Origin of the sequence: Salinivibrio siamensis (genome assembly GCF_001996005.1) — a bacterium.
GTDB classification, from domain to species: domain Bacteria; phylum Pseudomonadota; class Gammaproteobacteria; order Enterobacterales; family Vibrionaceae; genus Salinivibrio; species Salinivibrio siamensis.
Window position 1 is genome coordinate 184,269 of sequence record NZ_MUFB01000001.1, and the last position, 12,675, is coordinate 196,943.

Sequence of the window (12,675 nt, forward strand, 5' to 3'; positions counted from 1 at the left end):
ACTCGAATAGCGACAGTTTTTGAAACCAGTTAAACTGATAGAGTGTGTACAGGGTGCGCGCAGCGGCTGCCGTCAAAAGATGTTTGTGGTCTTTGTGTCAGCCGTGTCAAATCTACTTCAGGGCATCATCCCCAATAAAACCGATTGGGTGTCTGACTGTCATAACTTTATTCGTAGTGATTCAACATAGTCTTCATGCCGTTAAATAAACTCTCAGCCTTACCTAAGTTACATAAACTCGTTATCGGTGCATTGAGCGCATTCATTGTCTTATTAATCTTGGTACCAGACGGCGCCGATACGCCGCGCCCTAAACCTAATTTCGAACCGGGTAAACATTACCCGTTACCGGTTAAAGCGGTCTCATTACTGCCTCCCAAAGATGAGATGCCCGCGCAGTTTAAGCGCAATATCAACTGGCAAACCTATGAAGTGCAGCCTGGCGAGAGCATGGCGCTACTGTTCAGCCGTGCGGGGTTAAGCCCAACGACCCTTTATCGCCTTGTGAATGCCGACGAAAGAACGCAAACCCTCGCTTACTTAAATCCAGGCGATGAAGTACGCCTAGGGGTAGACGATGACGGCGAACTGGTGCAGCTCATTCAGCCTCGAGGCAGTAATGAAACGCTGATCGTCAACAAAATTGATGATAGCTATCAATCACGTATTGAAACCAAGCACGTGGATACGCAGCTAAACTTTGCGCGCGCGACCATCAAGTCAAACTTCTGGCAAGCAGCCTCGGATGCTGGATTAAACCCAAATCAGATCATGCAATTGGCGGGGATCTTTGGTTGGGATGTGGATTTTGCCCTTGATATTCGCAATGGTGATAGCTTCTCCGTGTTGTATGAAGAAGAGTTTGTGGAAGGGGAGCATATTGGCAGTGGTAATATCCTCGCCGCGACCTTCACTAACCGAGGAGATACCTTTACGGCAGTACGCGCAAAAAATGGTAAGTACTACACGCCGAGTGGTAAAGCGATGAAAAAAGCGTTTTTACGCTCACCGGTTAACTTCCGCTATGTTAGCTCAAACTTCAACCCACGTCGTTTGCACCCGGTCACTGGTCGTGTAAAGCCTCACCGTGGTACCGACTATGTTGCGCCAGTGGGTACCCCCATAAAAGCAGCTGGGGACGGCGTGGTGATGAAAGCCTCGTATAACCGCTTCAACGGCAACTATGTGTTTATCCGCCACAGCTCGACCTATATCACCAAATATTTGCACCTGACCAAGCGTAAAGTGAAAACCGGCCAGCGAGTCAAACAAGGGGATATCATTGGTACGCTAGGCTCAACAGGGCGCGTGACGGGCGCACACTTGCACTATGAGTTTCTCGTCCATGGGGTACACAAAAACCCGCGGACGGTAAAGCTGCCTGAGGCGAAGTCGTTGCAAGGCGAACAGAAAAAGGCGTTTGTGCGACTGGCCGAATCGCGTATGGCTCAGCTAAGTAAGTTTAATCAGTTACTGGCCACCGTGGGCAGCTTGAATCATTACAACCGAGGTGGCTAATCGCCTTGGCGCATAAAAAACGGCGCTCAAAGGCGCCGTTTTTTATCTCAAAAAGCTGAACGTCGCCATAAAAAGGTTAGACGCTAAACGATGCACCACAGCCACAGGTGGTCGTGGCATTGGGGTTATCAATGAAAAAGCGCGATCCTTCAAGGCCCTCAGTGTAGTCGACCTTACCGCCCATCAGGTACTGTAAGCTCATAGGATCAACCACCAGCATCACGCCGCTTTTTTCGATCTCCATATCCCCTTCATTGACGTTTTCATCGAAGGTAAAACCATATTGGAAGCCGCTACAGCCACCACCGGTGATATAGACGCGCAACTTCAGGTTGGGGTTTTCTTCTTCCTGAATCAGCGTCTTTACCTTGGTTGCCGCGGCCTCAGAAAACTCTAACGGCAAAGGTGCTTCGCTCATTGTTACCTCACATGCTCTTTGTGCTAAGTATGGGATTATCTAATACCTGAGTAAAGTGTTCAAGTATTGCGCGTTTGATCGCAACTGTGATCAGTACGTATTAATTGCCAATCTTGTCTTAACGAAATCATACTCTACCTCGCCAGTGTTCCGTATCTTTGGTTAAAATACGCCAACGCAATTTAGGCCAAGCCTTACCAAACAGGATATGTCATGACCAAATCAGCACAACTTTTTCAACAAGCTAGACGCACCATTCCCGGTGGCGTGAATTCTCCCGTGCGTGCTTTTGCCGGTGTCGGCGGCGACCCTGTCTTCATGGAGCGTGCTGACGGCGCGTATATTTTTGATGCCGACGGCAAAGCCTATATAGATTTTGTCGGCTCATGGGGCCCGATGATCTTAGGCCATAATCACAGTGCTATCCGCGAAGCCGTGGTGGATGCCGCACAGCGTGGCCTCAGCTTTGGTGCGCCAACCGAGAGTGAAACAACCTTGTCGGAGCTGGTTGCAGAGCTAGTGCCTTCGATGGAAATGGTACGCATGGTGAACTCAGGCACTGAGGCGACCATGAGCGCTATTCGTCTTGCGCGCGGATTTACCAAACGCGATAAGTTCATTAAATTTGAGGGCAACTATCACGGCCATGGCGATTGCTTGCTGGTCAAAGCGGGGTCTGGTGCCCTCACCCTCGGTGAGCCCAACTCGCCAGGAGTGCCGGCCGACTTTGCCAAGCACACACTGACCTGCACCTATAACGATCTTGAGTCGGTACGCCACACATTCGAAACTTACCCTGAAGATGTTGCCTGTATCATTGTTGAGCCGGTATCGGGCAACATGAACTGTGTGCCGCCGCAACCGGGTTTCTTACAAGGCCTGCGCGAGTTGTGCGACGAGTTCGGTGCCTTACTGATTTTTGATGAAGTCATGACTGGCTTCCGCGTGGCGTTAGGTGGCGCACAAGCTTACTACGACGTAAAACCTGACTTAACCACACTGGGTAAAATTGTCGGTGGTGGTATGCCGGTGGGTGCCTTTGGCGGACGTCGCGAAGTGATGGAATACTTGGCACCGACAGGTCCGGTATACCAAGCGGGAACACTGGCGGGGAACCCCGTCGCCATGGCGGCCGGGCACGCCTGTTTGTCTGAGCTACGTCAGCCAGGTAACCACGATTACTTGACCCATGTTACCCATCAGCTCGCAGAAGGGTTTAAGTCCTTGGCTGACAAACACGGTATTGCGCTGACCACCAACCAAGCAGGCGCGATGTTTGGCTTCTTCTTCACCGAGCAAGAGACCGTCACCTGCTTTAAAGATGTGCAACAGTGTGACACCGAGCGCTTCAAGCGTTTCTTCCACTTAATGCTCGAGCAAGGGGTCTACTTGGCACCTTCCGCGTTTGAGGCCTGCTTTACCTGCTTAGCTCACGGTCAAAAAGAAGTGGACGCTACGCTCGCCGCGGCCGATCACGCTTTCGCGACATTGGCGGCTGACGCGTAAACTCATTACGACATCAGAGCGTATTTGCCCAGTAAAAAGGCCCCGCAGCGTGCTGCGAGGCCTTTATAGGTTAAAGCGGCGTGAATATTGCCCTTATGATCGGCACAACAATCGAGACACATTAGAATATCGAGCGACCAATTCTCGCCGACAATAGCTCCAACGCGGCCGTCCCTGCCAGTGAATTACCTGAAGGGTCTAGCTCCGGCGACCAGACGGCAATCGACATCTCGCCAGGTACAATGGCAATAATGCCTCCCCCCACGCCAGACTTACCCGGCATGCCTACGCGATAAGCAAATTCACCCGCACCATCATACAAGCCACAAGTGGCCAATAAGGCATTCATCTGTTTACTTTGTGTAGGACTTAAAATCGCGGCGCTGTCAGACAGCGGTGTCCCTTTATTGGCCAGATAAAAGAACGCCTTCGCTAGATCGACACAGCTCATCTCTAACGCGCAGTAATGAAAGTAGTTGGTTAATACCGGCACCACATCGTTATCAAAGTTACCAAACGCGCGCATCAGGTACGCAATCGCCGCGTTTCTGTCACTGTGCAGCATTTCTGAATCCGCCACCCCTTTGTCATAACAAAGGTGCGGGTTGTCAGCGAGATGGCGAACAAACTCTAGCATACGTTGGCGCGGCGCAGATTGGCGCGTGTGTAGCATATCGCTGACCACCAAGGCACCGGCGTTAATAAAGGGATTACGTGGGATCCCTTGCTCCATCTCAAGCTGAATTAACGAGTTAAACGCTTGTCCCGAGGGCTCTTTGCCCACACGCGTCCAGATCTCCTCGGCTTGATAGTTTTGCATCGCCAGTGTCAGGCTCAACACCTTGGAGATCGATTGAATAGAGAATGCCTCATCCGCATCACCGGCACGGATCACATCGCCATCGTTATAACACACGGCGATACCGAGTTTGTGATGAGCCACATCCGCTAATGCCGGAATATAGTCAGCCACCTTACCTTGTCCAATTAATGGCCGAACATCAGCAAGAATTTGCTCGAGTAATTGCGCACTGGGTTTCACCGGCAGGATCCTTCTACAACATAGGACAAAAAAGCCAACGCTAGGTTGGCTTTAAGCGTGTCTGTGACACCGAAGCACACGCGCGTTTTTATGCGGTACGCGTATATTTGATATCCCAAACACCGTGGCCAAGACGCTGCCCACGCTGCTCAAATTTAGTGAGAGGACGATCGTCAGGGCGTGGCACATAAAGCCCCTCTTGCGCCACGTTCTGATAGTGAGGCGCGGCTTCCATCACGTCAATCATATGTTCGGCATAGTTTTCCCAGTCGGTCGCCATATGAAAAACGCCGCCCACTTTCAATTTATCGCGTACCATTTCTGCAAATGGCAATTGGACAATGCGGCGCTTATGGTGACGTTTTTTATGCCAAGGGTCAGGGAAAAACAGCTGAACCGTGTCGAGGCTGTCTTTCGGCAACATTTGCTCAAACACCTCCACCGCATCATGACACATCACACGTAGATTGCTAACGCCCGCTTCGCGCGCGGCCATCAAACAAGCACCCACGCCTGGGGTGTGGACTTCAATACCCACAAAGTTTTTCTCAGGCGCATTTTTAGCCATCTCCACCAGGGATGCGCCCATACCAAAACCGATTTCCAGCACCACTGGGTTATCGTTGCCAAACACCTGCTGCCAATCCAGTTCGGTTGCCTCGAAGTCAATGCCCATGGTCGGCCAAGACTCGTTGAGCGCTTGCTCTTGGCCTTTGGTTAAACGGCCTTCGCGACGCACAAAGCTGCGTACTTTACGAATAACTTTGCCATCCTCGGTCAGTTCGGTTTTAGTGACTTCAGTCATGATTGAGTGCCTGTGATGCAGTGTTAGTGATGGTGGTGAAAAAGACCATCGATTGTTGGAAATCTAAACGGACTGCGCATTATGCAAAGTTTTCGCCATTGCGCAAGTTGGCAGCACGGATCCTATTAGTGCGCCCTCGGGTTAGTGTACCCTGTGACCTGCCTTTGTGCACGTGTGAGCAAAACAATAAGAGAGAGCACAGTGAGTCAATCTTTTTCCGACGCCATTTTAAACTGGTACGAGCAATATGGCCGTAAAACCCTGCCTTGGCAGCAAAACAAAACCCCGTATAAGGTCTGGCTCAGCGAGATCATGCTGCAGCAAACCCAAGTGAGCACGGTGATCCCATACTTTGAGCGCTTTATGACGCGCTTTCCAACAGTCACCGATTTAGCGAATGCCGAACAAGACGAAGTGTTGCACCTATGGACAGGACTTGGCTATTACGCCCGCGCGCGCAACCTACACAAAGCGGCACAAGTGATCGCACGCGAACACAACGGCGTGTTTCCTACCACGCTTGAGCAAGTCATGGCGCTACCTGGTGTCGGACGCTCAACTGCCGGCGCGGTACTATCATTATCGCTTAATCAGCCCCACCCTATTTTGGATGGCAACGTCAAACGCACCTTGGCACGCTGCTATGCCATCGAGGGGTGGCCGGGAAAAAAGCCGGTAGAAAACAAGCTTTGGGACATCGCTGGAGCACTCACGCCCGCCACAGATACCGATAAATATAACCAAGCGATGATGGATATGGGTGCCATGGTCTGTACCCGCAGCAAGCCTAAGTGCGAACTTTGCCCAGTCGCAGAGCGCTGTGAAGCGCGCGCACAAGGTCGTCAGCTTGATTTTCCCGGTAAAAAGCCCAAAAAGACTCTGCCCGTAAAGCAAGTCAGCTTTTTACTCATTCAATACCAAGACGATATCTGGTTAGAGCAGCGTCCGCCCAGTGGGCTATGGGGCGGGCTATGGTGCTTACCGGAAGCATCAGAGCATACACTTGATGTCGATATTGCCGACAAGCTTCAGGGGATCAAACCGACTCACACTGAGGTGCTCACCGCGTTTAGACACACGTTTAGCCACTTTCACCTCGATATTGTCCCCGTCAAGGTGCGTGTTAATGAACGGCCGCAAATCATCATGGAAGCAAACCAAGGGCTTTGGTATAACTTGTCGCAACCAGCAAAAGTTGGGTTAGCCGCACCAGTGAAAAAGCTGTTAACCTTAGTAGAACACGAGCGCCAACAACATCTCACAGGCGATGACAAGGAGCCTAGATTATGAGCCGTACCGTATTTTGCCAACGTCTACAAAAAGAAGCCGACGGGCTAGATTTCCAGCTTTATCCCGGCGAGCTCGGCAAACGCATTTATGACAACATTTCCAAAGAAGCCTGGGCTGAGTGGCAGAAAAAGCAGACCATGCTCATTAACGAGAAAAAACTCAACATGATGGATCCTGAGCACCGTAAGGTGATCGAAGAAGAAATGGTGAAGTTTCTATTCGAAGGCCAAGATGTGCATATCGACGGTTATGTGCCACCCGAGGCCTAATTAACGCGGCCCCGTCCACACTCGGGCATTGCCAAGGCTACAAAGCACCCGCATTGTGTTAATCTCGGTGCGGGTGTTTTTTATACTAATGCAATAACGATGACGCGAATACTTTGCTTGTTGGTGTGCTGTTTTAGCACCTTGCTGTCCGGTTGTAGCCGCGAAAGCGTMGARMARTACGTGGGCGTGGATTATCAAACCACCAATCGGTTTGCTAAAAATCTAGCGCCTATCCCCGGCCAGTTCGAAAAAGACATCGACGCCCTGAATCAACTGATTAGCCAGTTCACCGGCAACATTGAGGTGCGCTGGGGCGAAAACCAAGTGTTCGTGTCAGGCAAACGGGATTACGTCAAATACACAGACAATTACAAAAGTCGGGCGCGCATTGATTTTGAACGCGGTGTTATCCGCGTGGAAACCGTCGCCACTGATGCACCGAAGTCTCACCTCAAACAAGCCATCGTCACCACCTTACTCACGCCCCGAGATCCGGCTTCCGTCGATCTGTATTCTGCGGCGAAAGTGCCACTCAATGGGCGCCCATTTCTCGAAGGACAAGTGGTGGATCATGAAGGAAAAACCATTACTTGGGAGTGGCGCGCCAATCGCTTTGCTAACTACCTAATTGACAAGCGGTTAAAAAAGAAAAAAGTGCGTTTTCAAAACATGTATTACGTCACCATTCCCATGGTGAACGATCATGTTGCCAAGCGCAGTTATCAATATGCCGATATCGTCCGCCGTGCATCCAAGCGTTACGGCATCTCTGAAAAACTGATTTATGCGATCATCAAAACCGAAAGCAGTTTTAATCCTTATGCAGTGAGTTGGGCCAATGCGTATGGATTAATGCAGGTGGTTCCCAAAACGGCTGGCCGCGATGTATTCAAGCTGGTAAAGAAGCGTAGTGGTCAACCTACGCCTAAGTATCTTTTTGATCCTGAGCGAAATATTGATACAGGCACTGCCTATTTTTACATTCTTAAAAACCGCTATCTTAAAGCCGTGCGCGATCCACTCTCTTTGCACTACAGCATGATCTCCGCTTATAACGGCGGAACAGGGAATGTCCTGCGCACGTTTGACAGCAATAGACGCCGAGCCATGCAGGATTTAAACAAGCTGCGCCCGAATCAAGTCTATTGGGCATTGACTCACCGCCACCCCTCTTCGGAGTCTCGGCGCTACTTGCAAAAGGTCACACGCTATCAAAAAGCGTTTTCTAAACTCCCCCAATAAAGGGTGGTGAGCGCCGATTTTTGCTTGTTTTTATCGCACTTCGCTGGGTTTTTATCCAAACAATGCGATATCAGCACTTTTTTCAAAAAAACAGTTGACGGTGACACGGAAAATCCGTTTAATAGCGCCCCGTTAGCCCGGATAGCTCAGTCGGTAGAGCAGGGGATTGAAAATCCCCGTGTCGGTGGTTCGATTCCGCCTCCGGGCACCATATAATGAAATAATGGTGTGACACACAGTATTTCGCGATTTGTGTGCCGGCTTAGCTCAGTTGGTAGAGCAACTGACTTGTAATCAGTAGGTCGCCAGTTCGACTCCGGCAGCCGGCACCATTGCCTCGATAGCTCAGTTGGTAGAGCAGGGGATTGAAAATCCCCGTGTCGGTGGTTCGATTCCGCCTCGAGGCACCATTATTCCCCCATAGTTCAGTTGGTAGAACGCCGGACTGTTAATCCGTATGTCACTGGTTCGAGTCCAGTTGGGGGAGCCACCTTTAAAGAAGCGCTAGCCGAAAGGTTAGCGTTTTTTTTGTTTGGCTTGTTTGGCTATCGCCAAATATGTCACTGGGCTAGGCGCCCCCGACTAGGCGTCCCCGATGAGTCAAGTTGGGGGAGCCACCTTTAAAGAAAACGCTAGCCGAAAGGTTAGCGTTTTTTTTAGCTATTGCCATGCCGTATTACTCTCCCTCATTCTAAGTCGCGATAACGCACTTAGTCCTGAGGCTCCCCTTATAAACTCGCCAGTGCATAGCCATTTTTTAAGAGCTGCTTAGCTAAAACTCCCCCTACGACTAAGAGATGTTGACTCATTATTTCGTGGTCGAGTCGCCTGAGGAGCCCCATGCCTAACCGAACAGTAGATAAGACATTTCGGCTTCTGACTTTATTCGCTTAAAAGTGCTTGCCCCATCCTTGAGTTTGCGCATGTGCCCCTGCCAGCCAAAACATAAGTTGCAGCGTGAGGGCTATCAACAAAATGATTTCGAACCTTTTTGGGCAGCGAGTCCGGTTTTTACGTAGGCCTCACCCAGACATTTTAAATCCACCATCACTGATAATCAGTGGGGTCACCAAGAAGGGGAAAATGCTTGCAAGATCAGATAAAAACTGATCATAAGTAGACATAGAGCACTACTTTGACAGTAGAAAGACCTTTTATACAAAGACTTTGACATTCTTAGGTTAATGCTATTAAATAGACCGCCTCAGCCCGGATAGCTCAGTCGGTAGAGCAGGGGATTGAAAATCCCCGTGTCGGTGGTTCGATTCCGCCTCCGGGCACCATACTTAAAAAAATCCCTACTCACACGAGTGGGGATTTTTTTATGCCGACACCGTGTCGGTGACCTTGCAGGCCGCACCTTGCAGGCCGCACCTTGCAGGCCGCACCGCTATAAACACGGTACGCAACGCTTTGCCACGACAGCAAATGCATCCCCCTCTGGCACTTTTTGCTACCCTTTAAGTCGACTTCCGTTCAGTGCGATAGCGATTAGGCTTTTTACTCAACATCGCCTATTTATGGTAATCTGTTGGGGTTTATTCTTGTCTTTTACCTCATGGATCGAGTGTCATTAACGCATGTCAGCCAATAGCATCAAGCTCTCAACAGAGCGACTTCAACCCGGTCTTTACATCAAACTGCCGCTAAAATGGCGCGATCATCCGTTTATGCTCAATCGTTTTCAAATAGAAAGTGAGGCACAAGCGAAGGTGATACGCTCGCTCCCGATAAGCTTTGTCTACTATTACCCGGATAAAAGTACGGCGGTGCCCTTACCCGCACTGACAGAAAAAAAAGAAAACCCGGATGAAGTCGACCCACATGCGGTCAGCCGAGAAAAAGCGGCAATGGAGCAGGAGAAACAACAGCGCATAGAGGAACAACGCCGCTTTCGTGCGCGCATTCAAAAAGTGCAGAAGCATTATCAACGTTCGATGGCACAGCTACGGGCCATCAATATGAAGGCAGCCAACCGTCCACAAGCGGCTAACGAGGATGTCCGCATGCTCGTCGATAGCATGATGGTCTTTGGTAGCGAGTCGAATGTCACCCTGCATCTAATGGACGATCCGAGCCTGGCAGAAGACATGTATGCGCACTCACTGAATGTGGCCGTCCTCGCGCTGATGTTGGCACGTAGTAACGGGTACGACAATGATCAGCTTCGCGCATTGATCACCGGCGCGGTGCTGCATGATATCGGTACAAAGAAGGTGCCGTCGGCCATCGTGCGAAAAAAGGAGCGACTGACGGAGCCGGAAATGAATTACTACCGTCAACATGTTAATTATGGGGCAGAACTGGTATCAGAAATGAAAGAGTGTACCCCTGAGGTAGAAACCATCATTGCCCAGCACCACGAGTTTGCTAACGGCAGTGGTTTCCCCAAAGGCCTATTAGGCGATGACATTGACGAAGCGGCACAAATTGTCAGTATGGTGAACTTTTTTGACCGCTTATGTCGCCCTCAGTTTGGCGCACCAGCAAGGATGCCTTTTGCTGCCTTGTCTCATCTTTTTAAAGACAACAAAGCCAAGTTCAACCCACGTTTGTTGGCATTATTTGTCAAGATGATGGGCGTCTATCCACCGGGGACGGTGGTGAAATTGTCGAATGACGATGTCGGCATTATTATTTCGGTGAACAGCTCTGCCCTGCTTAAACCCAATGTGATGATTTATGATCCGGATATTCCTTCCGATCAAGCCACCATCATTGACATGCGTGACAGTGAGCTAGAGATAGACACGGCCGTGCCTATCTCCAAATTGCCAGAAGTGGTGAAAGAGTACCTGAAGCCACGCACTCGAATTGCCTATTTTATGGACGCTGACGGCTAAGCAACGACGCATTAGTCGCCACTGGGATCAGCTTTGTCCGCTTTATCGACGGCTCGATGCAATTCCACTGTTAGGTTATCAATAAGGCGTGTATTACCAAGATAAGCGGCGACCAAAATCACGGCTTGTCGGCTGTCTTCGTTCACGTACGCAAGAGAGGTGGCGTCACGAATATAAAATTCGTCAGGCTGTAATCCCGCTGCACGCAGTTGATCATGAGCATCTTCAATCAGATCGTCGAGATCACGACGCCCATTGCGCATTTGTGCACTCATCCAGCGCATGGTTTTTGCCAATACTGGTGCACGTTGGCGCTCATCGACGGTTAGGTTGTTATTACGAGAGCTCATCGCCAACCCATCGCTTTCACGCACGGTGGGTACACCAATAATCTCAATCGGCATGGCCATATCTGCCACCAATTTGCGGATCACCGCCAATTGCTGAAAGTCTTTTTCGCCAAAACAGGCCACCGCTGGCTGCACCAAATTAAAGAGTTTGCTCACCACGGTGGCAACACCACGAAAATGACCGGGGCGCGATGCCCCTTCTAACATGGTTGAGAGCCTTGGCACCTCGACCGTGGTGTGTGCATCGAGTCCGTGTGGATATAGCGTGTCGGCCGTTGGTGTAAACACCAGATCCACGCCCTCCTCACGCAACTTGGCCAGATCATCATCCAATGTACGCGGGTAGTTGGCTAAATCGTCCGCGCGATCAAACTGCATCGGGTTAACAAAAATGCTAACCACGACAGCATCGCCTCGCTCGCGAGCTTTGCGCACCAAGGTTAAATGCCCTTGGTGGAGATTCCCCATGGTCGGCACAAAGGCGATGCGCTTATCCGCTTTTTGCCACTGGCTGATTTGATCGCGCAGTGGCGCCACCTCAGAAATTACCTGCATACTCGGTCTCTCTATTTAAACGTGTGGGCGGAACCGGGAAATTCGCCACTCGCCACTTCCTGCACATACTTAGCCACCGCAGCGCGCGCATCACCGGCCTCTGCCAAGTAGTTTTTCGAGAACTTGGGCATGTAGTTTGCCGATACGCCGAGCATATCATGCATGACCAAAATTTGACCATCAGTGTCACCGCCAGCACCAATGCCAATCACCGGCACCGACACCGTCTCGGTAATACGTTTAGCCAGTGACGCGGGAACGCATTCAAGTACGATAATCTGCGCACCGGCCTTCTCTAGCGCGACCGCATCGGCCACCATTTGTTCGGCTTTATCGTCCTCACGGCCTTGTACTTTAAAGCCACCAAAGATATTCACCGATTGCGGGGTGAGGCCCAAGTGCACACAAACCGGCACGGCGCGCTCAGTTAGCATTTTCACCGCGTCAACCAGCCATGATCCACCCTCGATTTTGACCATATTGGCGCCTGCTTTGATCAACGCTGCGGCATTGGTACAGGCTTGCTCAGGGGTGGCACAGCTCATAAATGGCATATCGGCCATCAGCAAGCTGTTGGGACTGCCCGCTCGCACGCAACGGGTGTGATATGCTAGCTCGTCAACCGAGACTGACAAGGTATCGCTTTTTCCTTGCAACACCATGCCTAACGAATCGCCAACTAATAAAACAGGCACACCCTGCTGCTCAAATAATTGAGCAAAGCTCGCATCATAGGCAGTCAAGGACGCAAACTTCTGCCCTTGCTGCTTCCAAGTGATCAGATCGGTAATTGTGATTTTTTTCATTGTGTCTCCCAAAGCCTGAAACTGGGGCCCA

Annotated in this window: 11 protein-coding genes and 5 tRNA genes; 11 read left to right on the forward strand and 5 right to left on the reverse strand. The window is 50.6% G+C overall.

The window, feature by feature from the left end; genetic code table 11:
* The first annotated feature begins 195 nt into the window (after window positions 1-195).
* Window positions 196-1,518, forward strand: a complete 1,323-nt coding sequence (locus BZG73_RS00850) for a peptidoglycan DD-metalloendopeptidase family protein (RefSeq protein ID WP_077667341.1) — start codon at window positions 196-198, stop codon at window positions 1,516-1,518.
* Between the two features lie 76 nt (window positions 1,519-1,594).
* On the opposite strand, the gene erpA is transcribed toward BZG73_RS00850, so the two are convergent.
* Window positions 1,595-1,936, reverse strand: a complete 342-nt coding sequence (gene erpA / locus BZG73_RS00855) for an iron-sulfur cluster insertion protein ErpA (RefSeq protein WP_021022145.1) — start codon at window positions 1,934-1,936, stop codon at window positions 1,595-1,597.
* 213 nt (window positions 1,937-2,149) lie between these two features.
* On the opposite strand from erpA, the gene hemL reads away from it, so the two are divergent.
* The gene (gene hemL / locus BZG73_RS00860) at window positions 2,150-3,442 is read left to right on the forward strand and encodes a glutamate-1-semialdehyde 2,1-aminomutase (RefSeq protein WP_077578758.1); all 1,293 of its coding nucleotides are present in this window, start codon (window positions 2,150-2,152) and stop codon (window positions 3,440-3,442) included.
* Window positions 3,443-3,563: 121 nt separating this feature from the next.
* Here the strand turns inward: hemL and glsB are convergent, their stop codons facing one another.
* Together glsB and trmB are read right to left on the reverse strand one after the other, a co-directional pair.
* Window positions 3,564-4,484, reverse strand: coding sequence for a glutaminase B (glsB, locus tag BZG73_RS00865; protein ID WP_077667342.1), 921 nt, complete (start codon window positions 4,482-4,484; stop codon window positions 3,564-3,566).
* Between the two features lie 88 nt (window positions 4,485-4,572).
* The gene (gene trmB / locus BZG73_RS00870; protein WP_046074032.1) at window positions 4,573-5,289 is read right to left on the reverse strand and encodes a tRNA (guanosine(46)-N7)-methyltransferase TrmB; all 717 of its coding nucleotides are present in this window, start codon (window positions 5,287-5,289) and stop codon (window positions 4,573-4,575) included.
* 201 nt (window positions 5,290-5,490) lie between these two features.
* On the opposite strand from trmB, the gene mutY reads away from it, so the two are divergent.
* The 9 genes from mutY to BZG73_RS00915 all read left to right on the forward strand — a co-directional run bounded on the left by mutY (window position 5,491) and on the right by BZG73_RS00915 (window position 10,933).
* Window positions 5,491-6,579, forward strand: coding sequence for an A/G-specific adenine glycosylase (gene mutY, locus BZG73_RS00875; protein WP_077667343.1), 1,089 nt, complete (start codon window positions 5,491-5,493; stop codon window positions 6,577-6,579).
* Window positions 6,576-6,848, forward strand: a complete 273-nt coding sequence (locus BZG73_RS00880; RefSeq protein WP_046074030.1) for an oxidative damage protection protein — start codon at window positions 6,576-6,578, stop codon at window positions 6,846-6,848. Before mutY ends, BZG73_RS00880 begins: the two co-directional genes overlap by 4 nt.
* A gap of 99 nt (window positions 6,849-6,947) precedes the next feature.
* Entirely contained in the window at window positions 6,948-8,090 is a 1,143-nt protein-coding gene (mltC, locus tag BZG73_RS00885) for a membrane-bound lytic murein transglycosylase MltC (protein ID WP_101494445.1), read from the forward strand.
* A 135-nt stretch (window positions 8,091-8,225) separates the two neighbouring features.
* Window positions 8,226-8,301: transfer RNA gene (locus BZG73_RS00890), tRNA-Phe, on the forward strand.
* A gap of 45 nt (window positions 8,302-8,346) precedes the next feature.
* Window positions 8,347-8,422, forward strand: a tRNA-Thr gene (locus BZG73_RS00895).
* A gap of 2 nt (window positions 8,423-8,424) precedes the next feature.
* Window positions 8,425-8,500, forward strand: a tRNA-Phe gene (locus BZG73_RS00900).
* Window positions 8,501-8,504: 4 nt separating this feature from the next.
* Window positions 8,505-8,580 (forward strand) — tRNA-Asn (locus tag BZG73_RS00905).
* A gap of 717 nt (window positions 8,581-9,297) precedes the next feature.
* Window positions 9,298-9,373 (forward strand) — tRNA-Phe (locus BZG73_RS00910).
* 297 nt (window positions 9,374-9,670) lie between these two features.
* The gene (locus BZG73_RS00915) at window positions 9,671-10,933 is read left to right on the forward strand and encodes an HD-GYP domain-containing protein (RefSeq protein WP_077667345.1); all 1,263 of its coding nucleotides are present in this window, start codon (window positions 9,671-9,673) and stop codon (window positions 10,931-10,933) included.
* Between the two features lie 11 nt (window positions 10,934-10,944).
* On the opposite strand, the gene panC is transcribed toward BZG73_RS00915, so the two are convergent.
* Window positions 10,945-11,838 (reverse strand): pantoate--beta-alanine ligase, encoded by an 894-nt coding sequence (panC, locus tag BZG73_RS00920; RefSeq protein ID WP_077578747.1) that lies wholly within the window; start codon window positions 11,836-11,838, stop codon window positions 10,945-10,947.
* A gap of 11 nt (window positions 11,839-11,849) precedes the next feature.
* Entirely contained in the window at window positions 11,850-12,644 is a 795-nt protein-coding gene (gene panB, locus BZG73_RS00925) for a 3-methyl-2-oxobutanoate hydroxymethyltransferase (RefSeq protein ID WP_077667346.1), read from the reverse strand.
* Window positions 12,645-12,675: the final 31 nt, after the last annotated feature.